General features: G+C 71.8%; 19 protein-coding genes. 15 read left to right on the forward strand and 4 right to left on the reverse strand.

From position 1 onward, the window contains the following. Window positions 1-136 precede the first annotated feature (136 nt). Genes hutU through hutI form a run of 4 tightly spaced genes read left to right on the forward strand, consistent with a single transcriptional unit; the run spans window position 137 to window position 5,557 of the window. Entirely contained in the window at window positions 137-1,801 is a 1,665-nt protein-coding gene (hutU, locus tag ABEB03_RS41795; RefSeq protein ID WP_345658290.1) for a urocanate hydratase, read from the forward strand. After that, window positions 1,798-3,015, forward strand: coding sequence for an allantoate amidohydrolase (locus ABEB03_RS41800; protein ID WP_345658292.1), 1,218 nt, complete (start codon window positions 1,798-1,800; stop codon window positions 3,013-3,015). The genes hutU and ABEB03_RS41800 overlap by 4 nt, the downstream gene beginning before the upstream one ends. Next, a complete protein-coding gene (locus ABEB03_RS41805; protein ID WP_425589378.1) occupies window positions 3,006-4,346 on the forward strand; it encodes a formimidoylglutamate deiminase in 1,341 nt (446 codons plus the stop codon). The genes ABEB03_RS41800 and ABEB03_RS41805 overlap by 10 nt, the downstream gene beginning before the upstream one ends. Next, the gene (gene hutI / locus ABEB03_RS41810) at window positions 4,346-5,557 is read left to right on the forward strand and encodes an imidazolonepropionase (RefSeq protein WP_345658294.1); all 1,212 of its coding nucleotides are present in this window, start codon (window positions 4,346-4,348) and stop codon (window positions 5,555-5,557) included. Before ABEB03_RS41805 ends, hutI begins: the two co-directional genes overlap by 1 nt. Here hutI and ABEB03_RS41815 read toward each other — a convergent pair. Both ABEB03_RS41815 and ABEB03_RS41820 read right to left on the reverse strand, forming a co-directional pair. Continuing rightward, window positions 5,550-7,121, reverse strand: a complete 1,572-nt coding sequence (locus ABEB03_RS41815) for a ricin-type beta-trefoil lectin domain protein (RefSeq protein ID WP_425589376.1) — start codon at window positions 7,119-7,121, stop codon at window positions 5,550-5,552. The two genes, hutI and ABEB03_RS41815, sit on opposite strands and share 8 nt — an antisense overlap. A 310-nt stretch (window positions 7,122-7,431) precedes the next feature. Beyond that, window positions 7,432-8,370 carry an RNA polymerase sigma factor SigF gene (locus ABEB03_RS41820; protein ID WP_425589379.1) on the reverse strand — a complete coding sequence of 313 codons (939 nt, stop codon included), beginning with the start codon at window positions 8,368-8,370 and terminating at the stop codon, window positions 7,432-7,434. A 250-nt stretch (window positions 8,371-8,620) separates the two neighbouring features. Here ABEB03_RS41820 and ABEB03_RS41825 point away from each other — a divergent pair, with 250 nt between their 5' ends. The 6 genes from ABEB03_RS41825 (at window position 8,621) to ABEB03_RS41850 (ending at window position 14,429) form a co-directional block, all read left to right on the forward strand. Continuing rightward, window positions 8,621-8,989 carry an STAS domain-containing protein gene (locus ABEB03_RS41825; RefSeq protein WP_345658297.1) on the forward strand — a complete coding sequence of 123 codons (369 nt, stop codon included), beginning with the start codon at window positions 8,621-8,623 and terminating at the stop codon, window positions 8,987-8,989. 296 nt (window positions 8,990-9,285) lie between these two features. Beyond that, window positions 9,286-9,831, forward strand: a complete 546-nt coding sequence (locus tag ABEB03_RS41830) for an ATP-binding protein (protein ID WP_345658298.1) — start codon at window positions 9,286-9,288, stop codon at window positions 9,829-9,831. A gap of 318 nt (window positions 9,832-10,149) precedes the next feature. Beyond that, window positions 10,150-10,854: an LPXTG cell wall anchor domain-containing protein gene (locus ABEB03_RS41835; protein ID WP_345658299.1), complete on the forward strand. Its 705-nt coding sequence runs from the start codon at window positions 10,150-10,152 to the stop codon at window positions 10,852-10,854. Window positions 10,855-10,888: 34 nt separating this feature from the next. After that, the gene (locus ABEB03_RS41840; protein WP_345658300.1) at window positions 10,889-11,884 is read left to right on the forward strand and encodes a hypothetical protein; all 996 of its coding nucleotides are present in this window, start codon (window positions 10,889-10,891) and stop codon (window positions 11,882-11,884) included. Between the two features lie 14 nt (window positions 11,885-11,898). Beyond that, window positions 11,899-13,068 (forward strand): hypothetical protein, encoded by a 1,170-nt coding sequence (locus tag ABEB03_RS41845; protein WP_425589380.1) that lies wholly within the window; start codon window positions 11,899-11,901, stop codon window positions 13,066-13,068. Between the two features lie 62 nt (window positions 13,069-13,130). Then, window positions 13,131-14,429 (forward strand): hypothetical protein, encoded by a 1,299-nt coding sequence (locus tag ABEB03_RS41850; protein WP_345658345.1) that lies wholly within the window; start codon window positions 13,131-13,133, stop codon window positions 14,427-14,429. A gap of 107 nt (window positions 14,430-14,536) precedes the next feature. Here the strand turns inward: ABEB03_RS41850 and ABEB03_RS41855 are convergent, their stop codons facing one another. Next, window positions 14,537-16,033, reverse strand: a complete 1,497-nt coding sequence (locus ABEB03_RS41855) for an oligopeptide:H+ symporter (protein ID WP_345658303.1) — start codon at window positions 16,031-16,033, stop codon at window positions 14,537-14,539. Window positions 16,034-16,524: 491 nt separating this feature from the next. Between ABEB03_RS41855 and ABEB03_RS41860 the strand changes: the two genes are divergently transcribed. After that, window positions 16,525-17,202, forward strand: coding sequence for a response regulator transcription factor (locus tag ABEB03_RS41860; protein WP_018566970.1), 678 nt, complete (start codon window positions 16,525-16,527; stop codon window positions 17,200-17,202). 96 nt (window positions 17,203-17,298) lie between these two features. Then, window positions 17,299-18,573 carry an ATP-binding protein gene (locus ABEB03_RS41865; protein ID WP_345658304.1) on the forward strand — a complete coding sequence of 425 codons (1,275 nt, stop codon included), beginning with the start codon at window positions 17,299-17,301 and terminating at the stop codon, window positions 18,571-18,573. A 21-nt stretch (window positions 18,574-18,594) separates the two neighbouring features. Here ABEB03_RS41865 and ABEB03_RS41870 read toward each other — a convergent pair whose 3' ends face one another. Beyond that, window positions 18,595-19,131 (reverse strand): GtrA family protein, encoded by a 537-nt coding sequence (locus tag ABEB03_RS41870; RefSeq protein ID WP_345658305.1) that lies wholly within the window; start codon window positions 19,129-19,131, stop codon window positions 18,595-18,597. 197 nt (window positions 19,132-19,328) lie between these two features. On the opposite strand from ABEB03_RS41870, the gene ABEB03_RS41875 reads away from it, so the two are divergent. Genes ABEB03_RS41875 through ABEB03_RS41885 form a run of 3 tightly spaced genes read left to right on the forward strand, consistent with a single transcriptional unit; the run spans window position 19,329 to window position 22,209 of the window. Beyond that, the gene (locus tag ABEB03_RS41875; protein ID WP_345658306.1) at window positions 19,329-20,468 is read left to right on the forward strand and encodes a 5-(carboxyamino)imidazole ribonucleotide synthase; all 1,140 of its coding nucleotides are present in this window, start codon (window positions 19,329-19,331) and stop codon (window positions 20,466-20,468) included. Further along, window positions 20,465-20,989 (forward strand): 5-(carboxyamino)imidazole ribonucleotide mutase, encoded by a 525-nt coding sequence (gene purE, locus ABEB03_RS41880; protein WP_078629328.1) that lies wholly within the window; start codon window positions 20,465-20,467, stop codon window positions 20,987-20,989. Before ABEB03_RS41875 ends, purE begins: the two co-directional genes overlap by 4 nt. A 5-nt stretch (window positions 20,990-20,994) precedes the next feature. After that, window positions 20,995-22,209, forward strand: a complete 1,215-nt coding sequence (locus ABEB03_RS41885) for a dipeptidase (protein WP_345658307.1) — start codon at window positions 20,995-20,997, stop codon at window positions 22,207-22,209. Window positions 22,210-22,310 lie beyond the last annotated feature (101 nt).

Consider the following 22,310-nt stretch of genomic DNA (forward strand, 5'->3'; position numbering starts at 1 on the left):
CCAAACATCCACGGCTCGGCGGCGCTGGCGCACGTCGCTATTGACTAGCTCTATTCAAGAAGTCAGGATGTGAATATCCATAGCAACAGTCGCTGAACAGTCCGGACACCGGACCCGTCCGCACAGGAGGCAGCCCATGTCAGGACCCCGCCCCGTCCGAGCGCCGCGCGGTACGGAACTGAGCGCCCTGGGATGGCAGCAGGAAGCCGCCCTGCGGATGCTGCAGAACAACCTCGACCCCGAGGTCGCCGAGCACCCCGACAAGCTCGTCGTCTACGGCGGCACCGGCAAGGCCGCCCGTGACTGGCGCTCCTTCGACGCCATGGTCCGCACGCTGCGGACCCTCAAGCAGGACGAGACGATGCTCGTCCAGTCCGGCCGTCCCGTCGGCGTCATGCAGACCCACGAGTGGGCCCCGCGCGTCCTCATCGCCAACTCCAACCTGGTCGGCGACTGGGCGAACTGGGAGGAGTTCCGGCGCCTGGAGGCCCTCGGCCTCACCATGTACGGCCAGATGACGGCCGGCTCCTGGATCTACATCGGCACCCAGGGCATCCTCCAGGGCACCTACGAGACCTTCGCCGCCGTCGCCGCGAAGAAGTTCAACGGCACGCTCGCGGGCACCATCACCCTGACCGCCGGCCTCGGCGGCATGGGCGGCGCCCAGCCGCTCGCCGTGACGATGAACGACGGTGTCGCGATCTGCATCGACTGCGACCCGCGCGCGATCGAGCGCCGCATCGAGCACCGCTACCTCGACGTGAAGGCCGACTCCCTGGAGCACGCCCTCCAGCTGGCCACCGAGGCCCGCGACCAGCGCAAGCCGCTCTCCATCGGCCTGCTCGGCAACGCGGCGGAGCTGCTGCCCCGCATGCTCGCCGAGGGCGCCCCCATCGACATCGTGACCGACCAGACCTCGGCCCACGACCCGCTCGCCTACCTCCCCGTCGGCGTCGACTTCGACGACATGGCCGACGCGGCCGCCAAGGACCCGGCCGGCTTCACCACCCGCGCCCGCGAGTCGATGGCCAAGCACGTCGAGGCGATGGTCGGCTTCATGGACGCCGGCGCGGAGGTCTTCGACTACGGCAACTCGATCCGCGGTGAGGCCCAGCTCGCCGGGTACGACCGGGCGTTCGCCTTCCCCGGCTTCGTCCCCGCCTACATCCGCCCGCTCTTCTGCGAGGGCAAGGGCCCCTTCCGCTGGGCGGCCCTGTCCGGCGAGGCCTCCGACATCGCCAAGACCGACAAGGCGATCCTCGACCTCTTCCCGGAGAACGAGTCCCTGCACCGCTGGATCAAGATGGCCGGCGAGCGCGTCCACTTCCAGGGCCTGCCCGCCCGCATCTGCTGGCTCGGCTACGGCGAGCGCGACAAGGCCGGCGAGCGGTTCAACGACATGGTCGCGAGCGGCGAGCTCCAGGCACCGCTGGCCATCGGCCGCGACCACCTCGACTGCGGTTCCGTCGCCTCCCCGTACCGCGAGACGGAGGCCATGCTCGACGGCTCCGACGCGATCGCCGACTGGCCGCTGCTGAACGCCATGGTGAACGTCGCCTCCGGTGCCTCCTGGGTCTCCCTCCACCACGGTGGCGGCGTCGGCATGGGCCGGTCCATCCACGCGGGCCAGGTCTCCGTCGCCGACGGCACGAAGCTGGCCGGCGAGAAGATCCGCCGCGTCCTGACGAACGACCCCGGCATGGGCGTCATCCGGCACGTCGACGCCGGTTACGACATCGCCGAGTCGGTCGCCGACGAGCGCGGCGTGCGCGTGCCGATGCGTGAGGGCGGCGAGGCGTGAGCTTCCGGAGCATGTGGGCGGAGCTGCTGCCGGTCGGCCGCAGCTCCGCCTCCGGCGGATACCGCCGGTTCGCCTGGACCGGTGCCGACGCCGACTGCCGGGCCTGGTTCAAGGACCAGGCCGAGACCCGCGGCCTCACCTATGAGCTCGACCGGAACGGCAACCAGTGGGCCTGGCTCGGCGACCCCGCCGGGCAGGACGCCGTGGTCACCGGATCGCACCTGGACTCGGTCCCCGACGGAGGCGCCTTCGACGGGCCCCTCGGTGTCGTGTCCTCCTTCGCCGCGCTCGACGAACTCCGTGCGCGGGGCGTCCGGTTCACCAAGCCCGTGGCCGTCGTCAACTTCGGCGACGAGGAGGGCGCCCGGTTCGGGCTCGCCTGCGTCGGCTCCCGGCTGGCGGCCGGGCAGCTGACCGTCGAACAGGCCCACCGGCTCACCGACGCGGACGGCGTGACCCTGCCGCAGGCCATGGAACGGGCCGGGTACGACCCCGCCACGATCGGGCCCGACCCCGAGCGGCTCGCCCGGATCGGCGCCTTCGTCGAGCTGCACGTCGAACAGGGCCGCGCCCTCGACCTCAGCGGCGACCGGGTCGGCATCGCCAGCGCCATCTGGCCGCACGGGCGGTGGCGGTTCGACTTCCGGGGCGAGGCCAACCACGCGGGCACGACCCGGCTCGTGGACCGCCGCGACCCGATGCTGTCCTACGCCGAGACGGTGCTCGCCGCCCGGCGCGAGGCGGAACTCGCCGGTGCCGTCGCCACCTTCGGGAAGATCTCCGTCGAGCCGAACGGCGTGAACGCGATCCCCTCCCTCGTCCGCGGCTGGCTCGACTCCCGGGCCGCCGACCAGCCGACCCTCGACACCGTCGTCACCGGCGTCGAGAAGGCGGCCCGCGAGTACGCCGAGGCGCACGGCATCGAACTCGACGTCGTCCGCGAGTCGTTCACCCCCGTCGTGGAGTTCGAGCACGCGCTGCGCGACGAACTCGCGCGCATCCTGGGCAAGGAGGCGGACCTCACCGTCCCCGTTCTGGGTACGGGTGCCGGACACGACGCCGGAATCCTCTCCGGCACCGTCCCGACCGCCATGCTGTTCGTACGCAACCCCACGGGCGTCTCGCACTCCCCGGCCGAGCACGCCGCCGAGGACGACTGCGTGGCCGGGGTGACCGCACTCGCCGACGTACTCGAAGGGCTGGCCTGCAGGTGACGCAGACGTACTGGCTGGAACACGCCTGGCTCGACACCCACGTCGAGCCGGGCGTCGCCCTGGACGTACGGGACGGCCGCGTCACCGCGGTCCGCACCGGAGCCGAGACCCCGCCGCCGGGCGCCGAGATCCTGCGCGGACTCACCCTCCCGGGACTCGCCAACGCCCACTCGCACGCCTTCCACCGGGCCCTGCGCGGCACCGTCCAGGTCGGCTCCGGGACCTTCTGGACCTGGCGCGAGGTCATGTACTCCTTCGCCGACCGGCTGACCCCGGACACCTACCGCGCGCTCGCCCGCGCGGTGTACGCGGAGATGGCGCTCGCGGGCGTCACCGCGGTCGGCGAGTTCCACTATGTGCACCACGCCCCCGACGGCACCCCGTACGCCGACCCGAACGCGATGGGCGAAGCGCTGATCGAGGCCGCGCGGGAGGCCGGGATCCGCATCACCCTCCTCGACACGGCCTACCTGTCCTCCGGCTTCGGACAGCCGCCCAACGCGCACCAGCGGCGCTTCTCGGACGGCACGGCCGACGCCTGGGCGCAGCGCGCCTCGCTGCTCAAGGACCGGGAGCACGCACGGATCGGTGCCGCCGTCCACTCCGTACGGGCCGTGCCCGCGGACCAGCTGCCGACCGTGGCGCGCTGGGCCGAGGGACGGCGGGCCCCGCTGCACGTCCACCTGTCCGAGCAGACGGCGGAGAACGAGGCCTGCCGGGCAGCGCACGGCTGCACGCCCACGCAGCTCCTTTCCGACCACGGAGTCCTCGGGCCGCGCACGACCGGCGTCCACAACACGCACCTCACGGACGAGGACATCGCCCTGATCGGCGGTTCGGGCACCGGCACCTGCATGTGCCCGACCACCGAACGCGACCTGGCGGACGGCATCGGGCCGGCCGTCGCCCTCCAGCGGGCCGGCTCGCCCCTGTCCCTGGGCTCCGACAGCCACGCCGTGATCGACCTGCTCGAAGAGGCCCGCGCGATGGAGCTGAACGAGCGCCTGCGCACCCGGACCCGCGGTCACTGGACGGCGGCCGCCCTGCTGCGCGCCGCCTCCGCCGACGGCCACGCGGCCCTCGGCTGGGACGACGCCGGCATCCTCGAAGCGGGCGCGTCCGCCGACTTCACCACGATCGCCCTCGACACGGTCAGAACAGCGGGGCCCCTGCCGCGCCTCGGCGCCGAGACGGCCGTGTTCGCCGCGACGGGTGCCGACGTACGCCATACGGTCGTGGCCGGCCGGCACGTCGTACGGGACGGGGTGCACACGCTCGTGCCGGACGTGCCGACCGCGCTCGCGGACGCCGTCGAAGCCCTGCGCGCCTGATGCCCACCCGCAGTCCCGCCACCCCTGAGGACGCCATGAGCAGCACCACCGTCATCACGAACATCGCAAGCCTGGTCACCAACGACCCCTCCCTCGGTGACGGGTCGCCCCTGGGCCTGATCCGGGACGCGGCCGTCGTCGTCGACGGCGACCGCATCGCGTGGACCGGTGCGTCGGACAAGGCACCCGCCGCCGACAACCGGGTCGACGCCGGGGGCCGGGCCGTGATCCCCGGCTTCGTCGACTCCCACTCGCACCTCGTCTTCGCGGGCGACCGCACCGAGGAGTTCAACGCCCGTATGTCGGGCCGCGGTTACACGGCGGGCGGCATCCGCACCACCGTCGCCGCGACCCGCGCCGCGGACGACGCGGCCCTGGAGCGCAACCTCACGCACTACCTGGCCGAGGCCCTGCGCCAGGGCACGACCACGTTCGAGACGAAGTCGGGCTACGGCCTGACCGTCGAGGACGAGGCGCGGGCTCTGCGTATCGCGGCGGCGCACACGGACGAGGTCACCTATCTCGGCGCGCACATCGTCCCGCCGGACCATGCGGACGATCCGGCCGGGTACGTGGCCCTGGTCACCGGCGAGATGCTCGACGCCTGTGCCCCGTACGCCCGTTGGGTCGACGTGTTCTGCGAGAAGGGCGCCTTCGACGGCGACCAGGCGCGCGCGATCCTCACGGCGGGCAAGGCGAAGGGCCTGCACCCGCGCGTCCACGCCAACCAGCTCTCCTACGGCCCCGGCGTCCAGCTCGCCGTGGAACTGGACGCGGCCAGCGCGGACCACTGCACACATCTGACGGATGCCGACGTGGACGCCCTGGCCAACAGCCGGACCGTGGCCACGCTGCTGCCCGGCGCCGAATTCTCCACCCGCGCGGAATGGCCCGACGCCCGCCGCATCCTGGACGCGGGTGTCACCGTCGCCCTGTCCACGGACTGCAACCCGGGCTCGTCCTTCACGTCGTCCGTGCCGTTCTGCATCGCCCTGGCCGTGCGCGACATGCGGATGACCCCGGACGAGGCGCTCTGGTCGGCGACGGCGGGCGGGGCGGCGGCCCTGCGCCGTGACGACGTCGGCCGTCTCACCCCGGGCGCCTTCGCCGACCTGGCCCTGCTCGACGCCCCGAGCCATGTGCACCTGGCCTACCGGCCGGGCGTCCCGCTGGTGTCGCGCGTGTGGCGGCGCGGGGTCCCGGTCAGGTAGCCGTCGCCCCGGCGCGCCAACGCTGGTCCTCGCCTCCCCCGGCGGTGAGGAGCGCGACGCCGTAGTCGTCCGGGGTGACCGCGTGGTCCGGGGCGATGGCGGGCCGGATCACGCCGTCGCCGTCCACGGTGAAGCGCAGGTTCTGGCCGTGGGAGCCGTAGACCGAGTCGCACTCCCAGATGCCGACACCCCGGTCGGTGTCGCCGCGGCTGTCGAGGCAGTAGTCCGGGTCGGCGTACGACTGGAGGACGTCGCGGTCGGTGTCGACGCGCCACATCTGGGTGGGCGACGAGGTGCAGCGGGCCGTGATCACGTCCGTGCCGCGGTCCAGGTCGCCGTCGCGGATGTCCAGGCACCGGCCGGAGCCGACGTTCACCACCTGGGCGAAGGTGCCGTCCGGCGGACGGGAGGCGCTGCGCGTCGGCGACGGTTTCGGCGTCTTCGCGGGCGTCTTCGACGGCTTCGCGGTCGGCGACGGCGTCGGCGGCCGGCTGGAGTGCCGGGAGGTGGCGGACGGGGACGGCGACGCGGACGCGGAGACCGTCGCCGTCACCGTCACGGGGGGCGGCGCCGCGGGGGTGCGGACCGTTCCGGCCGTGGGCGCGGGGTCCGAGCCGCCGGACGTCAGCAGGAACAGCAGCAGCGGCGCCACCGCGACACCGAGCGCGGCGGAGACCAGCACGAAGCGCCGCGAGGGCAGTCCGGCCCAGCCGCCCCGCGCGGCGGGCGCGGTCCGGGGCTCGCCGTCACGGCGCCCCACGAGAGCGGCACCTCCCCACGGCAGCAGCCCCTCCGCCAGGGCCTCGCGCGGGGTGTCCCGCAGGGCGCCCAGCTCCTCGTACGCGGCGGCGCAGTGTCCGCAGTGCGCCATGTGGGCGTGCAGGTCGGCGCTGTAGCGGGGGCTCTCGGGGTGCGCGGCCTCCTCGATCAGCCGCCGGAAGTCCTGGCAGCGCGGGTTGCCGGAGCGGGCGAGGCGGGTCTTCAGACAGGCCTGGCGCAGGGCCTGGAAGGCCGGCCCGCGCCCGTAGGTCACGTCCTGCGGGGTGATGCCGAGGAGCGTCGCGGTCCGCTCGTCGCCTTCCTCGTCGACGACGCCGTACCAGACGAGGCCCTGGACGCGGGTCGGCAGCGACTCGAAGGCGTCGAGCATCGGCGGGACGGGCCCGTCGGGACCGGCGTGCAGGAGCCGTCCGAGCAGGTCGGGGTCGAGGCGGCTCGCACGTTCCCCGGTGGCCCAGGAGGCGGCCACCTGGCACACGAGGAGCAGGAGTTGATGACGCCAGGGTCCGCGCGGGTCGCTGCCGAGCGCGGTGTCGCGGGCGGCGAGGGCGAAGGCCTGCGCGGTCAGCTGGCGGGCGGCGGCCTCGCCCGCCGCGCACATGCGGGCGTAGGTGTGGACCGCGGGCCGGTGGCGCAGGCGCAGTTCGCGCAGCGCCGGATACGCGGTCGGGGTGTCGGCGCGCAGCAGTTCGGTGAGCTGCGCGTCGGAGACGGTGGCGAACATGCCCTCGCCCCCGGCCTCGTCCCCGGTGTCCTCAGCGTCGGTCCGGCCGGCCCCAGCCATTCCCGTGCCTCCTCGCGTCCCCTCGGCCCGCCCGCCGGAGCCCTGACCTACCGGCGGGTATGGGGGGCCCATAGTGGTGGAGGCGATCCGGCTGGAAAAGGGGTTTCCGGGGGTAACTCGGCTTGATGCCAAGCCGTGACCGCGACGGTCGCGGGCGGCGCCGGGCACGTCGGCCGCGCGGTGGGCGGGTCCGGAACCGACTGTGTCCGGTACCCGGGCGATCGGGTACCGGACACAGTCGGTCGGCCGGACGCCGCTCAGCCGGACGCCGACCGGTGGGACACGGCCGGCCCGGCGAGGGCGGGGGAGGTCATTCCTCGACGGTCAGTCCCTTGCGCAGCCGCACCAGCGTGCGGGACAGCAGCCGGGAGACGTGCATCTGGGAGATGCCGAGTTCGTCGCCGATCTCGGACTGGGTCATGTTGGCGACGAAGCGCAGCGAGAGGATCTTCCGGTCGCGCGGCGGGAGTTCGGCGATCAGGGGCTTCAGGGACTCGACGTACTCGATGCCTTCGAGCCCGTGGTCCTCGTAGCCGATGCGGTCCGCGAGCGCGCCCTCGGAGTCGTCCTCCTCGGGCTGGGCGTCCAGCGAACTGGCCGTGTACGCGTTGGAGGCGGCCATGCCCTCGACGACCTCGTCGTTGCTGATGCCGAGGCGCCCGGCGAGTTCACCCACGGTCGGGGCGCGGTCCAGCTGCTGGGCGAGTTCGTCGCCCGCCTTGGCGAGGTCCAGGCGGAGTTCCTGGAGCCTGCGCGGCACCCGCACGGACCACGACGTGTCCCGGAAGAAGCGCTTGATCTCACCGATGATCGTCGGCATGGCGAAGGTGGGGAACTCGACGCCGCGGCTCAGCTCGAAGCGGTCGATCGCCTTGATCAGGCCGATGGTGCCGACCTGGATGATGTCCTCCATCGGCTCGCTGCGAGAGCGGAAGCGGGAGGCGGCGAACTTCACGAGCGCGAGGTTCAGTTCGACGAGCGTGTTGCGTACGTAGGCGTGGTCGTGGGTGCCCTCTTCGAGGGACTCGAGCCGCTGGAAGAGCGTCTTGGACAGAGCCCGTGCGTCCACCGGCCCCACCTCGTCGTACGGGGGGATCTCAGGAAGTCCGGCGAGGGCGTCGAAACCGTCGAACTCGTGGGTTTCGGCGGCCGAATCGGGGCCACCGGTCCTTTCGAGGCGCTCCGGAAGGTCCAGAGAAGGTGTCGACGTCGCCGTCTGGGTCTGCGATGCGTCGAGCCGGGGTGACATGATGTCCTCCATCGTTCTCGGCATATGGCCGCCGAAGCCAATACGTGCACTGCGGTGTGCGGCGCCTCCAAAGCCGGCCGTGTCGAATACGTGTCTCTACTAGCCCTACCCGCTTTCACGAGGTCACCGCAAGTATGATTCGCGGCGAAATGTCCATTTTCGGGGGGTTGTTCGGGTGTCGGAGGTCGTAGGGAAGGCGTAGTGTTCGAGTGCAGATTTCAGCAGTCACGACACCCGGGAGAGAGACGGCATGGACCGCGGGACGGTCGGCAGCGCACAGTCGGGCCGGCTTCTTGTCGAGGTGCGGGAAGAGGGCTCAAGCGCCGTCGTGACTCCCGCGGGTGAGTTGGATCACCACACCGCCGAATTGTTGCGTGAGCCACTCGAGAAGTGCCTCGAAAAGGGGTACTCACGGTTGGTCGTCGACTGCTCACGCCTTGAGTTCTGTGATTCGACCGGACTCAATGTGCTGCTCGGTGCCCGGCTGAAGGCCGAGGCCGCGGGCGGTGGGGTCCATCTGGCGGCGATGCAGCCCGTGGTCGCCCGGGTCTTCGAGATCACCGGGGCCGAGGCCGTCTTCACCGTCCACGAGACGCTCGAAGCCGCCCTCGGCGGCTGATCGCCCTGTTCCACAGGCCCTCCCGCCTCGAGGTTGTGCCCCAGTTGCCCCTGAGTGACCGATGCGTTACCCGCGTCACGCGTTCCGTGCCGAATAAGTGGGTGTTCGGACGGTTCGGTCGGGCAGGAGACATCCTGAACGTGTCGGCAGCACATGTGCCGGCGGCGGGAGCGGAGCGGCGGTGCACACGCCGTCGGTCCGCACGTTTGATCCACAAGTTCGATCCGCACGTACTGAGACCTGAAACGTACCGAGTCTTGAATTGTGAACCGGTGAATCGGTGAGGTGAAGCGCTGATGAGCACCACCCGGCCTTACCCGCCGGGCGACCGCGGCCCGGAGTCGGGCGACGGCGGCGCTTCCGGGGCGTCCGTGGGCGGCTTGGCGCCCGGAGACGGCGCGCCCCCGGTCGTCGCGGCCGTCCCCTCCGCGGACCGCCAGGCCCGCAGGCTGAACTTCGACGGCGCGAGCGGCGTGGTGCCGCTCGCCCGCGACTTCGCCCGCCAGGCGCTGTACGCGTGGGGCTGGCTGCCCGCCTCGGGCGCCGACCAGCGGGCCGCCGCCGAGGACGTCCTGCTGGTCGTCTCCGAACTCGTCACCAACGCCTGCCTGCACGCCGAGGGTCCGGACGAACTCAGGATCAGCTGCGACAACAAGGTGCTGCGCATCGAGGTCTCCGACCGGGGCAACGGTCAGCCCGCCCCGCGCACCCCGCACCGCGCCGGCCGTCCCGGCGGCCACGGCATGTTCATCGTGCAGCGGCTGTGCCTCGACTGGGGGGTCGTGCGGACCCCGGGTGTCGCGGGCAAGACCGTGTGGGCGGAGCTCGGGGGCCCCGCGTAGCGCTCGCGGAGCCGCCGCACGGTCTCGTGCGGCGCGCCCCCGGCGTGCGCACACCCGCCGCGCCGCGCCCCGCCCGGCACGAGCGCACCCGCCGTCCACGGCGCGCCGCGCCCTCGCGGACCTGCCGCCCGGTGTCCGTCCCGCCCCGGCAACTGGGGTTACCGGCGGTTCGAACCCTTCTTCGTACGTCGCCGCATGCGCGCCGGATCTCCTCAGATCCGGCGCGCACTTTGTCTTCCCTCCGCAAGACCCCGGGCGTACTTTGAGCGCCCGATCTGATGTGCCGTCAGGAAATCTCGGCGACGGAGGGACTTCGAGGTGTCGTACCGGACGTACCAGAAACGAACCGCCGCGCTCGCGTCCGCCGCGGCCCTGGCCGGCTCGGCGGTGCTGATGGCCGCCCCCGCGGCCCAGGCCGCCGTGGTGAACGTCAACTACCAGTGCAAGACGCCGATCGGCGACAAGAGCGCCGTCTCGCCCATCGACATCAAGAGCGTCAAGAGCGGCAGCGGCTACAAGCTCACGATGTCCTGGCAGAAGGGCGTCTCCTCCAGCCCCGTGGAGCTGGGCAAGGGCGCGATGAGCCCGAGCGCCGTGATCAAGGTGGGCGGCGCGGACAGCGGAACGGTGGCGGTGAGCGGGCCCGCCAACGCGGCGGCGATCCCCGCCAACACCCCCATAAAGATAAGCGACTTGAGCGGCACGTACACGCCGAAGAAGTCCGGCAAGGTCACCTTCACCGCGGGCGTGCTCACCATCAAGGCCCTCGGCACGACCACCACGTGCACCCCCTCGAACGACCCCAAGCCCTCCCTGACCCTCGACGTCACCGCCGCGGGCGGCGGCTCGGGCTCGTCGGGTTCGAGCCAGAGCCAGGCCGGCTCGGACTCCGGCGGCGAGCTCCCGCAGACCGGCCCGGAGGACTCGGCGATCGCCCTCGGCACTCTCGGCGGCACGGTGCTGCTCGCGGGCGCGGCCGGCGTCCTGTGGCTCACGCGCAGGCATCAGGCGGTACGCCGCTGACGCCTCGCACGCCCGAAGCCCCAGGGAGCCGCCGATGCCGTACGCACTCTTCGCCGCCCGTGCGCTGGGCCTGACCCTGGCGCTGTCGGTCGCGGCACCCGCGACCGCGGCCCTCGGGGCCGACGGCTGGTCCGTGGTGCCGTCCACGAGCACGGCGGACCCGGCCGGCGCCCGTCCCTACGTCTACGCGGAAGGAGCCGCCGGCGCGGTGCTCCAGGACTCCGTGTCCGTGCTGAACCCGGGCCCGGATCCGCTCACCGTCCGGCTGCGCGGCGCGGACGCCGACAACACCGCGGACGGCGCGTTCACCGTGCGGAGCAGGTCGTCGGACACCGGTGCGTGGATCGGCTTCGCGCGGGAGACCGGGGCCGGCGACCGCGCCGCCGACGCCCACACCGCGGGCCGGCGGGTCGGGGTGCGCACGGTCGCGGTGCGGGTCCCGGCCCGCACCCGCGCCGACGTGCCGTTCACCGTGAGTGTCCCGGCGGGGGCCACGCCCGGCGACCATCCCGGCGCGATCGTCGCGAGCGCCGGCGGACGGTCCTCGGCGGTCCGCGTCCACCTGCGTGTCGGCGGACCGACGCTGTCGGCGCTCACCGTCGAGCACGTCACCGTGCGCCACGACCGGATCTCGTACGAGCTGGTCAACCGCGGCACCACCGTCCTCGCCCCGAGACTGGCGGTCCACGCCGAAGGCGTCCTCGGCGAGCTCCTCGACCGTGCCCCGCGCGCCCTGCCCGTCGAACTCCTGCCAGGCCGCCGCGTCACGCTCAGCGAGCCGTGGCACGACCCGCCGGCGCTGGACTCGGTCGACGTCCGGCTGACCGTGACGGCCGCGGGCGGCGCACGCGACACCTCGACCGCGTCGGTGCGGTTCGTGCCGTGGGGCCCGGTGGCCGGGGTGGCGGGCGCCCTCGCGGCGGTGGGCGCCCTCGTCGTCGTACGGCGCCGCACCCGTCGCGGGACGGGCCGCAGCGGGGCGAGTGAAGAGCCGTGTGCGGAAGTCGAACTGACGGGAGCGGTGTCGTGAGCGTCAAGGTGCGGATGGCGGCGCTGGGCGCGGCGCTCGCGCTCGTCCTGGTCCCGACGGTGGGAACGGCGGCCGTGGCCGCCGACGGGAAGCCGGGCGTGCGGCTGTCCGCCTCGCAGGCGGGGACCGGTGGTTCGATCACGGTGACCGGCAGCGGATGGCGTCCCAAGGCGCTGCTGATGATGCTGATCTGCGGTCAGTCCGTGCCGTCCCGAGGGGTGATCGGCGGCACCAACTCCTGCGCCAACGCCGACGGCCGGGCCGTCACCACCGACGCGAAGGGCGGCTTCAGCAAGCGGCTGCCGGTCGCCGAGCCGCCGAAACCGTGCCCGTGCGTGGTGCACGTCGCCACCGTCACCGGCGAGAAGGCCGAGGCGGACGCGATCTTCATGGTGGCCGGGCACTCGGTCGAGCCGTTGCCGAAGGAGGAGAGCGGCGGGCGCCTGTCGGTGCTCACGGACACCCGGCTCGACGGGTCCGACGGCCTGCTCACCTGGTTCGGCTCACCGCCCTCGCGCACCCTCGTCTTCACCGTCGGCAACGTCGGCACCGCCCCCGTGAAGAACCCCCTCTTCCAGGTCGGCACCTCCCACGGCGTGTTCGCGCCGCAGTGGGAGGAGCAGCAGTGGCGCGGCACGATCGCGCCCGGCCGGAAGGCACAGATCAAGCTCCCGGTCGAACTCTCGGCCGGGGCGCACGGCGACTACAGCGTTTCGCTCAAGTACGGCGGCAAGGTGCTCGCCGAGCAGCCGTGGGGCGTGGGCCGCCCCTGGGGCGTGACCGTCTTCTGGATCCTGCTCTGCCTCGTCGTCCCGGCCGCCGTGTTCCGTGCCGGGATGGCCGTGGTGGACCGGGTAGGGCCGCGCAGGTCGACCGGGCGGGCCCGCCGCCGGGTCCTGGGGCTTCCCGGCCTCGCCCTGCGCCTGCCGCGGCCGGCGCTGTCCACGGCCTCCGACGACACGGCCTCCGACGACACGGCCCCCGGGCGGCGGGCGGCACCGAAGACCCGGAAGGCACCGAAGCGGCGCACGGCGCCGGCGGCGTCCACGAACTCCACGAACCCGACCCTGCCGTGGTTCACCCCGGACAACGGTCCGGAAACCGCGGCGAACGGTCAGCTCTCCGCACCGCAGGACAACAGCCCGACGACTCGGACGAGTCAGACGAGGAAGGGACATACGTGAGCGAGCAACGGAGAGTGGCACCGGGACCGGGGCGGAGAGTGAGCGCGGCCGGGGTCGCGCTGATGCTCGGCGGCGCGGGCATCCTGCTGGGTGTGGCCGCGGCCCCGGCACAGGCCGCCGAGGTGTCGTACAAGACCGAGTGCATCCCGCCCTCGATCTCCGGGCTGCCCCCGGTCCAGGGCACCACGAAGGTCGAGGTCACCGCGCCCGCCGAGGCGAAGGTCGGCGACGAGGTCACCATCACCTGGAAGTTCGTCCAGGCGGCCTCCAAGAACCCCGACGTCCTCGACCTCGACAAGGACACGGTCAAGCCGACCGGCACGCTGAAGGCGGCCGGCGCGCAGACCGCCGACATCGCGATGGAGGGGCCGCGGTCCAACCCGGCGATCCCCAAGAACAGCGACATGAAGCTGTCCGACATGACCGGCAAGCTGAAACTCACCGCGGCCGGAGACGTCACGCTGACCCCGGACGCGTACAACATCAACGTCAGCAAACCGCTGTCCACCGACACGAAGTGCACGCCGAAGGAGACGGTGAAACCGGCGGCGACCATCAAGGTGACGGGAAGCGGGGGAGACACGGGCGGCACGACGGGCGGTCTGCCCACGGTGACGCCGACCCTGCCGACCGGGCTGCCCACACTGCCCACCGGCTCGGCGACCCCGTCCCCGAGCGCGAGTGAGAGCGACGGCAGCGACACCGGCGGATCCACCACCGGCGGTGACGGCGGCGGCCAGTCGGACTTCACGGGCAAGGAGGTCTCCGTCCCCTACGCGTGCAAGACGCCCATCGGAGACAAGAACGCCACCTCGCCCGTGCAGATCGACGCCAAGAAGAACGGCGGGAGTTTCGACCTCACCGTGCAGTTCAAGAAGTCCGTGATGGACAGCCCCGCCGACATCCCCGCCGACTCGGTCAAGCCGTCGATGGAGGTGGTCCTGGGCGGGTCGGACAAGGGCACCGTGCACGTCGAGGGGCCGACCAACGCCAAGGCGATCAAGTCGGGCGACCCGATCGAGATCCCCGACCTCACCGGCACCTACAAGCCGGGGGCGAGCGGCAGCTCCACCCTCTCCCCGGGCGTGCTGACGGTGAAGGCCCTCGGAACGACGACGACCTGCACCCCGACGAAGTCCGAGGTCTCCCTGACGCTGGACACCACGGAGCAGGCGAGCGGAGCCTCGGGCGGCGGGTCCGCCGCCTCGGGCTCCGGCGGCACGGCGTCCGGCGGGGGTCTCGCGGAGACCGGCTCCGACAGCCACGGGGCGCTCAAGGCCCTCGGCCTGGTCGCCGGGACGGTCGTCCTGCTGGGCGGAGCGGTCTTCACGTTCCTGCCGGGACGCAGGGCGGGCGGCTGACGGACCGTCGCCGCGGAGCAGCCGTCCTGCGGCCGGGCCACAACGCCGAAGGGCCGTCGCACCGGTCGGTGCGACGGCCCTTCGGCGCGCGTGGAGGCGGGAGTCCGTCAGTGGACGTCGCCCATGAGGTCCTTGACCTTCTTGCGGTACATCCAGACGGCGACACCGGCGGCCACGGCGAGCGCGGCCTGCAGGGCGACGATGCCCGTCTTGTTGAGGTCGACGCCGGCGATGGAGAGCAGACCGGTCGTGGCGTCACCGGCGGTGACGGCCAGGAACCAGACACCCATCATCTGGGAGGCGTACTTCGCGGGCGCCATCTTCGTGGTGACGGAGAGGCCGACCGGGGAGACGGTCAGCTCACCGACGGTCTGCACGAAGTAGATCGCGACCAGCCACATGGCGGCGGCCTTGTGACCGCCGTCGGCGATCGCCAGCGGCGCCAGGAAGAGGAAGAACGACGCACCGATCAGGATCAGACCGGAGGCGAACTTCACCGCCGTGCTCGGCTCCTTGCCGCGGCGGTTCAGCGCCAGCCACAGCCAGGCGAAGACCGGAGCCAGCGCCATGATCAGGACCGGGTTCACGGACTGGTACCAGGAGACCGGGAACTCCCAGCCGAAGACGGTGTTCTTGGCCGACGAGTCGGCGAAGATCGACAGGGTCGAGCCGCCCTGGTCGTAGATCATCCAGAAGACGGCCGCGGCCACGAAGAACCAGATGTACGCGGACATCTTCGACTGCTCGACACGGTCGAGGCTCTTGTCGCGCTTGATGCGCGCGATGACCAGGACCGGGATGAGCAGACCGGCGATGGTGATCGGGACCAGCAGCCAGTTCAGCGTGTAGTGACCGGAGAAGCCGACGATCGCGTAGAAGACCACGGCGACACCGGCCCACAGCGCGGCCTTGCGCAGGGTCGCGGCCTTCTCCTCGGCGGACAGCGGTGTGGGGACCTCGCTGGAGCGCTCGCTGAGGTGACGGCCGCCGAGCAGGTACTGGACGAGGCCGAGGGCCATGCCGAGCGCGGCGAGGGCGAAGCCCAGGTGCCAGTTGACGTTCTCGCCGATGGTGCCGATGACCAGCGGGGCGGCGAACGCACCGACGTTGATGCCGATGTAGAAGAGGGTGAAGCCACCGTCACGGCGCGGGTCGTCCGGGCCGTCGTAGAGGTGGCCGACCATCGTGGAGATGTTGGCCTTCAGCAGACCGGAACCGATCGCCACCAGGCCGAGGCCGGCGTAGAAGGTGCCGGCCGTCGGCAGCGCCAGCGTCAGGTGACCCAGCATGATGATGCCGCCCGCGAGGGCGACGGTCTTGCGGGGGCCGAGGACGCGGTCCGCGAACCAGCCGCCCGGGAGCGCGAGCAGGTACACGAGCGACAGGTACACCGAGTAGATCGCGGTCGCGGTGGCCGCGCTCAGGTGGAGGCCGCCCGGCGCGACCAGGTACAGCGGGAGAAGAGCCCTCATGCCGTAGTAGGAGAAACGCTCCCACATCTCGGTCATGAAGAGAGTGGCCAGTCCGCGGGGGTGGCCGAAGAAGGTCTTCTCGGAACCGGGGGTGCCCGGGCGGACCGAGTCCTTCGTCAGGCTGGACGCCATGGTCGTTCCTTGCTGGTCGGGACGCGCGGCATGAGCGTTGCGCGCCCGGTGGGGGGCGGCCGGCACCGGCGGAGCACGTCGTCCACCCCCACGCCCAGGGGGAGTCCGCTCCAGATCGTGAAGCGGCGGACGGCGACCACCGGGATCCACGCCCTTCACGCAACGGCGCGTTCGGGCCCGGCCACAGGTCATTCCTTTCAAGGCTGGCAAACACCAGCCCGCACACAAAAGAGACCTTCAGCGTGAATCTCTCGCCAAAGGTCCCCGTGTGGTGCTACAGGCGTTCTGGTCACCATACGACATGTCAATGCCGCATATGGAAGGACTTGAGAGATGGATCACAGGTGAACGTGGAACCACGGACACTCATTCGAAGGTGGTCACCAGGATCGCATCCCACAGCCACAGGTAAGAATCCCCCTGGTGGAGGGTGTGAATTACGAGGGCCGATCACCACACGGCTGTCGTCCGCGGCGGACTACCATCACCCCATGACCCGTGTACTGCTCGCCGAGGACGACGCGTCCATCTCGGAGCCGCTGGCCCGCGCCCTGCGCCGGGAGGGTTACGAGGTCGAAGTGCGCGAGGACGGACCCACCGCGCTGGACGCCGGAATGCAGGGCGGCGTCGACCTGGTCGTGCTCGACCTCGGGCTGCCCGGCATGGACGGCCTGGAGGTGGCGCGCAGGCTGCGCGCCGAGGGCCACACCGTCCCGATCCTGATCCTGACCGCGCGTGCCGACGAGGTCGACACGGTCGTCGGTCTCGACGCGGGCGCCGACGACTACGTCACCAAGCCGTTCCGGCTCGCCGAACTCCTCGCCCGGGTACGGGCGCTGCTGCGGCGCGGCGCGGCCGAGCCCCAGCAGCCGCCCGCCACGCACGGCGTGCGCATCGACGTCGAGTCGCACCGCGCCTGGATGGGCGACGAGGAACTCCAGCTCACGGCAAAGGAGTTCGACCTCCTGCGGGTGCTGGTGCGGGACGCCGGACGGGTCGTCACCCGCGACCAGCTCATGCGCGAGGTCTGGGACACCACCTGGTGGTCCTCCACCAAGACGCTCGACATGCACATCTCCTGGCTGCGCAAGAAGCTCGGCGACGACGCGGCGAACCCCCGCTACATCGCGACGGTGCGAGGCGTCGGCTTCCGCTTCGAGAAGAGCTGACGGCCCCCCGGCCCGGCCCGGGGGCGTCGTGTCGCCCGGGCCGGCGCGGCGCCGGGGCACACTGGACCACGTACAGCCACCTGCCCGGAGGGCCCCGTGCGTCGCCGTCTCATCCAGTCCACGCTCGCCGTCGTACTCGTCGTGATCGCCGTCTTCGGCGTGTCCCTCGTGATCGTCGAGACCCGCACCATCAGCAACAGCGCCCAGGAACGGGTGGACTCCGAGGCGCTGCGCCTGGCCAGCATCGTGGACAGCCGCATCCTCGGCGACGAGAAGATCACCGGGGAGACCTTCAAGGACCAGGTCACGGACGAGCGGTACGCCGTGATCGAGATCCCCGGCCGCGCCCCCATCGAGGTCGGCACCAAGCCGACCGGCGACATCATCCACTACACCGCCCGGGGCGAGGAGGGCGAGACGGTCACCGTCCAGGAGCCGCGCTCGTCCGTCACCAGGGAGGTCGGGCGGACGCTCCTGATCATCGGCGCGGTGGCGCTGCTGGCGATCGTCGCCGCGGTGCTGCTGGCCGTGCGGCAGGCCAACCGGCTCGCCTCGCCGCTCACCGACCTCGCCGAGACCGCGGAACGGCTCGGTTCGGGCGACCCGCGCCCCCGCCACAAGCGGTACGGCGTCCCCGAGCTGGACCGGGTCGCCGACGTGCTGGACGGCAGCGCGGAGCGCATCGCACGGATGCTGACCGCCGAGCGCCGCCTCGCCGCGGACGCCTCCCACCAGCTCCGTACGCCGCTCACGGCGCTGTCCATGCGGCTGGAGGAGATCACCGTCACCGACGACCCCGACACGGTGAAGGAGGAGGCGACGATCGCGCTGGCGCAGGTCGAGCGCCTCACGGACGTCGTGGAGCGGCTCCTCACCAACGCCCGCGACCCGCGTACCGGCTCCGCCGTCTCCTTCGACCTGGACGAGGTCATCAAGCAGCAGCTGGAGGAGTGGCGCCCGGCCTATCGCAGCGCGGGCCGCGCCATCGTCAGCTCGGGCAAGCGGCATCTGCGGGCGGTGGGCACCCCCGGGGCGGTCGCGCAGGTCCTGGCGGCGCTGATCGAGAACTCGCTCATGCACGGCGGCGGCACCGTCGCGCTGCGGACGCGCGTGACCGGCAACCAGGCCGTCATCGAGGTCACGGACGAGGGACCCGGCGTCCCCACCGACCTGGGCGCCCGCATCTTCGAGCGCACGATCAGCGGGCGCAACTCCACGGGTATCGGCCTCGCCGTCGCCCGGGACCTCGCGGAGGCGGACGGCGGACGTCTGGAGATGCTCCAGGCGCAGCCCCCGGTCTTCGGCCTGTTCCTGTCCCGCACCCCGCTGAAGCGCCCCTCGCTCGACGAACCGGAGCAGACGGTCCGCTGACGTGCCCGTGAGGGCGGGGGGTCAGATGTCGGCGCGCGCCCGCGTCCGCGCCGGCTGCGCGTCGAGGAGCGCCTCCGCGCTGGCCACGGTCTCCCGGGCGGGCAGCGCCCGGAACACCCAGGTGCGGTACGACCAGAAGCGGAACAGCGTCGCGACGCCGATGCCGAGGAACTTGAAGACGTTGCTCTGCAGCGGGCTGTCCCAGCCGAAGCCGTACGTCGCGGCGTAGAGCACGCCGTTCTCGATGACCAGGCCGACCGCGCTGAACAGCAGGAAGAGCGTCAGCTCCTTGGTGCGTCCGCTCTTGTCGCGGTCACGGTAGGTGAAGTACCGGAACCCGATGTAGTTGAAGACGATGGAGACGACGGTGGCGATGACGCTGGCCCGCACGACCTGGAGCCCGGTGAGATGGCGTACGAGGTTGAACACCAGCAGATTGACGAGCAACCCCGCGCCGCCGACCGCACCGAACTTGGCGACCTCGCGCATCAGCAGGTCGAACCGGCGGTGAACCGCGCTGCGGGGCCCCGGACGAGACCCCGTAGAAGCACTGCCCATGGTGTCGCCAGCCCCCGTCGGTGGATACGTCGTCGGTTACGACGGTCGAGTATGTCAACTCAGCCATGCTATCCAGCCCTCTTCCGCGATGCCTGTGCAAGGGCTCACAGGTAAGAAAAGTCGCGTCCGGCACCGGGGAAACGGTCGCGTACGGGCGCGGAAACCGGCCACGGTGGCGCGGCCGATACTCTTGGAGGGTGACGTTCCCGGTAGTCGGCATGGTCGGCGGCGGTCAGCTCGCTCGTATGACACACGAGGCGGGCATCCCGCTCGGCATCAAGTTCAAGCTCCTCAGTGACACCCCTCAGGACTCCGCGGCGCAGGTCGTCGGCGATGTCGTCGTCGGCGACTATCGCGACCTCGACACGCTGCGTGACTTCGCGCGGGGCTGTGACGTGATCACCTTCGATCACGAGCACGTACCCACCGAGCACCTGCGTGCTCTGGAGGCGGACGGCATCCCCGTCCGCCCGGGGCCCGACGCGCTCGTGCACGCCCAGGACAAGGGTGTGATGCGCGCGAGGCTCGACGCGATCGGAGTGCCGTGCCCGCGGCACCGCATCGTGAGCGATCCCGCGGACGTCGCCGCGTTCGCGGCGGAGGGCGACGGCTTCCCCGTCGTCCTCAAGACGGTCCGCGGCGGTTACGACGGCAAGGGCGTGTGGGTCGTGGACTCCGTGGCGGAGGCCGAGGACCCGTTCCGCGCGGGTGTCCCCGTGCTCGCCGAGGAGAAGGTCGACTACGTACGGGAGCTGGCGGCGAACGTCGTGCGGTCCCCGCACGGCCAGGCGGTCGCCTATCCGGTGGTCGAGTCCCAGCAGGTCGGCGGCGTGTGTGACACGGTGATCGCGCCCGCGCCGGACCTCGACGAGGCGCTCGCGCTCAAGGCCGAGGAGATGGCCCTGAGCATCGCCAAGGAACTGGGCGTCGTCGGCCACCTCGCCGTCGAGCTGTTCCAGACGCGCGACGGCCGCATCCTCGTCAACGAACTGGCGATGCGCCCGCACAACTCCGGCCACTGGACCCAGGACGGCGCGATCACCTCCCAGTTCGCCAACCACGTCCGCGCGGTCCTCGACCTGCCGCTGGGCGATCCGCGCCCGCGCGCCCCGTGGACCGTGATGGTCAACGTCCTCGGCGGCGACTACCCGGACATGTACTCCGCGTATCTGCACTGCATGGCCCGCGACCCCCAGCTCAAGATCCACATGTACGGCAAGGACGTGAAGCCCGGCCGTAAGGTCGGTCACGTCAACACCTACGGCGACGACCTGGACGACGTCCTTGAGCGCGCCCGGCACGCAGCCGGCTACCTGAGAGGCACGATCACCGAATGAGCCCCGTTGTAGGCATCGTCATGGGGTCGGACTCCGACTGGCCCGTCATGGAGGCCGCCGCACAGGCCCTCGACGAGTTCGAGATCCCGTACGAGGTGGACGTCGTCTCGGCGCACCGCATGCCGCGCGAGATGATCACGTACGGCGAGCAGGCCGCGGAGCGCGGGCTCAAGGCGATCATCGCGGGTGCGGGCGGTGCCGCCCATCTGCCCGGGATGCTCGCGTCGGTCACCCCGCTCCCGGTGATCGGGGTGCCCGTGCCGCTGAAGTACCTGGACGGCATGGACTCGCTCCTGTCGATCGTGCAGATGCCGGCGGGCGTGCCGGTGGCGACCGTCTCGGTGGCGGGCGCGCGCAACGCGGGTCTGCTGGCGGCCCGGATGCTCGCCGCGCACGACGAGGAGCTCCTCGGCCGCATGCGGGAGTTCCAGCAGGAGCTGAACGACCAGGCGACGGAGAAGGGCAAGCGGCTGCGGACCAAGGTCGAGGGCGCGAACAGCGGCTTCGGCTTCGGGAAGTGACGCGGATGACGTCCTCGTCCGTGTCCACCGGTTCCGCCCCGTCCCCGTCCCTCGACCGGGCCCGTGAACTGCTCGCCGAGTTCCCGGTCGTCGACGGGCACAACGACCTCCCGTGGGCGCTGCGCGAACAGGTCCGCTACGACCTGGGCGCCCGGGACATCGCCGCCGACCAGAGCGCACACCTGCACACCGACCTGGCCCGGCTGCGCGCCGGCGGTGTCGGCGCGCAGTACTGGTCGGTGTACGTCCGCTCCGACCTCCCGGGCGCCGTCACCGCGACGCTGGAACAGATCGACTGCGTACGGCAGCTGATCGACCGTCATCCGGCGGACCTGCGGGCCGCGCTGACCGCCGCCGACATGGAGGCGGCGCGCGCCGAGGGCCGCATCGCCTCGCTGATGGGCGCGGAGGGCGGGCACTCCATCGACAACTCGCTCGCCGTGCTGCGGGGCCTGTACGCCCTGGGCGTCCGCTACATGACCCTCACCCACAACGACAACATCGCGTGGGCGGACTCGGCGACGGACGTGCCCACCGTGGGCGGCCTGTCGGCCTTCGGCCGCGAGGTCGTGCGCGAGATGAACCGCGAGGGCATGCTCGTCGACCTCTCGCACGTGGCGGCGACGACGATGCGCGACGCGCTGGACACGTCGGTCGCGCCGGTCGTCTTCTCCCACTCCTCGGCGCGCGCGGTGTGCGACCACCCGCGCAACATCCCGGACGACGTCCTGGAGCGGCTGCCCGCCAACGGCGGTGTGGCGATGGTGACGTTCGTGCCGAAGTTCGTCCTCCAGGCTGCGGTCGACTGGACGGCCGCGGCCGACGAGAACATGCGGGCCCACGGCTTCCACCACCTGGACACGACCGCCGAGGGCATGAAGATCCACCGCGTGTTCGAGGAGAGCAACCCGCGCCCCGTCGCGACGGTGGCGACGGTCGCCGACCATCTCGACCACATGCGCGAGGTCGCCGGCATCGACCACCTCGGCATCGGCGGCGACTACGACGGCACGGCCTTCACCCCGCACGGCCTCGACGACGTGTCCGGCTACCCGAACCTGGTCGCCGAACTGCTCGACCGCGGCTGGTCGTCCGCCGATCTGGCCAAACTGACGTGGCAGAACTCGGTGCGCGTGCTGGGCGCGGCCGAGGACGTGGCCCGCGACCTGAAGGCGCGGCGCGGCCCGTCGAACGCGACGCTGGAGCAGCTGGACGGCTGACGTACCACCTACGGGTGTGCCCGCGGGCGCACCCGTAGGACCTACGGCGGGCGGAGCCGCCCCGGGGGCGTACCCCCGAACGCTCCACCCACCAGGAAGCC

This window comes from Streptomyces siamensis, from assembly GCF_039543605.1.
Lineage (GTDB): Bacteria > Actinomycetota > Actinomycetes > Streptomycetales > Streptomycetaceae > Streptomyces > Streptomyces siamensis.

What these genes read in the sequence shown, in the direction of transcription:
- ABEB03_RS41845 (WP_425589380.1), top strand. Translation starts at nt 11,899, where the DNA reads ATGGCGGCGCTGGGCGCGGCGCTCGCGCTCGTCCTGGTCCCGACGGTG.
- ABEB03_RS41840 (WP_345658300.1), top strand. Translation starts at nt 10,889, where the DNA reads ATGCCGTACGCACTCTTCGCCGCCCGTGCGCTGGGCCTGACCCTGGCG.
- ABEB03_RS41885 (WP_345658307.1), top strand. Translation starts at nt 20,995, where the DNA reads ATGACGTCCTCGTCCGTGTCCACCGGTTCCGCCCCGTCCCCGTCCCTC.
- hutU (WP_345658290.1), top strand. Translation starts at nt 137, where the DNA reads ATGTCAGGACCCCGCCCCGTCCGAGCGCCGCGCGGTACGGAACTGAGC.
- ABEB03_RS41850 (WP_345658345.1), top strand. Translation starts at nt 13,131, where the DNA reads ATGCTCGGCGGCGCGGGCATCCTGCTGGGTGTGGCCGCGGCCCCGGCA.
- ABEB03_RS41820 (WP_425589379.1), bottom strand. Translation starts at nt 8,370, where the DNA reads ATGTCACCCCGGCTCGACGCATCGCAGACCCAGACGGCGACGTCGACA.
- ABEB03_RS41860 (WP_018566970.1), top strand. Translation starts at nt 16,525, where the DNA reads ATGACCCGTGTACTGCTCGCCGAGGACGACGCGTCCATCTCGGAGCCG.
- ABEB03_RS41870 (WP_345658305.1), bottom strand. Translation starts at nt 19,131, where the DNA reads ATGGGCAGTGCTTCTACGGGGTCTCGTCCGGGGCCCCGCAGCGCGGTT.
- ABEB03_RS41815 (WP_425589376.1), bottom strand. Translation starts at nt 7,121, where the DNA reads ATGGCTGGGGCCGGCCGGACCGACGCTGAGGACACCGGGGACGAGGCC.
- ABEB03_RS41855 (WP_345658303.1), bottom strand. Translation starts at nt 16,033, where the DNA reads ATGGCGTCCAGCCTGACGAAGGACTCGGTCCGCCCGGGCACCCCCGGT.
- purE (WP_078629328.1), top strand. Translation starts at nt 20,465, where the DNA reads ATGAGCCCCGTTGTAGGCATCGTCATGGGGTCGGACTCCGACTGGCCC.
- hutI (WP_345658294.1), top strand. Translation starts at nt 4,346, where the DNA reads ATGCCCACCCGCAGTCCCGCCACCCCTGAGGACGCCATGAGCAGCACC.
- ABEB03_RS41830 (WP_345658298.1), top strand. Translation starts at nt 9,286, where the DNA reads ATGAGCACCACCCGGCCTTACCCGCCGGGCGACCGCGGCCCGGAGTCG.
- ABEB03_RS41825 (WP_345658297.1), top strand. Translation starts at nt 8,621, where the DNA reads ATGGACCGCGGGACGGTCGGCAGCGCACAGTCGGGCCGGCTTCTTGTC.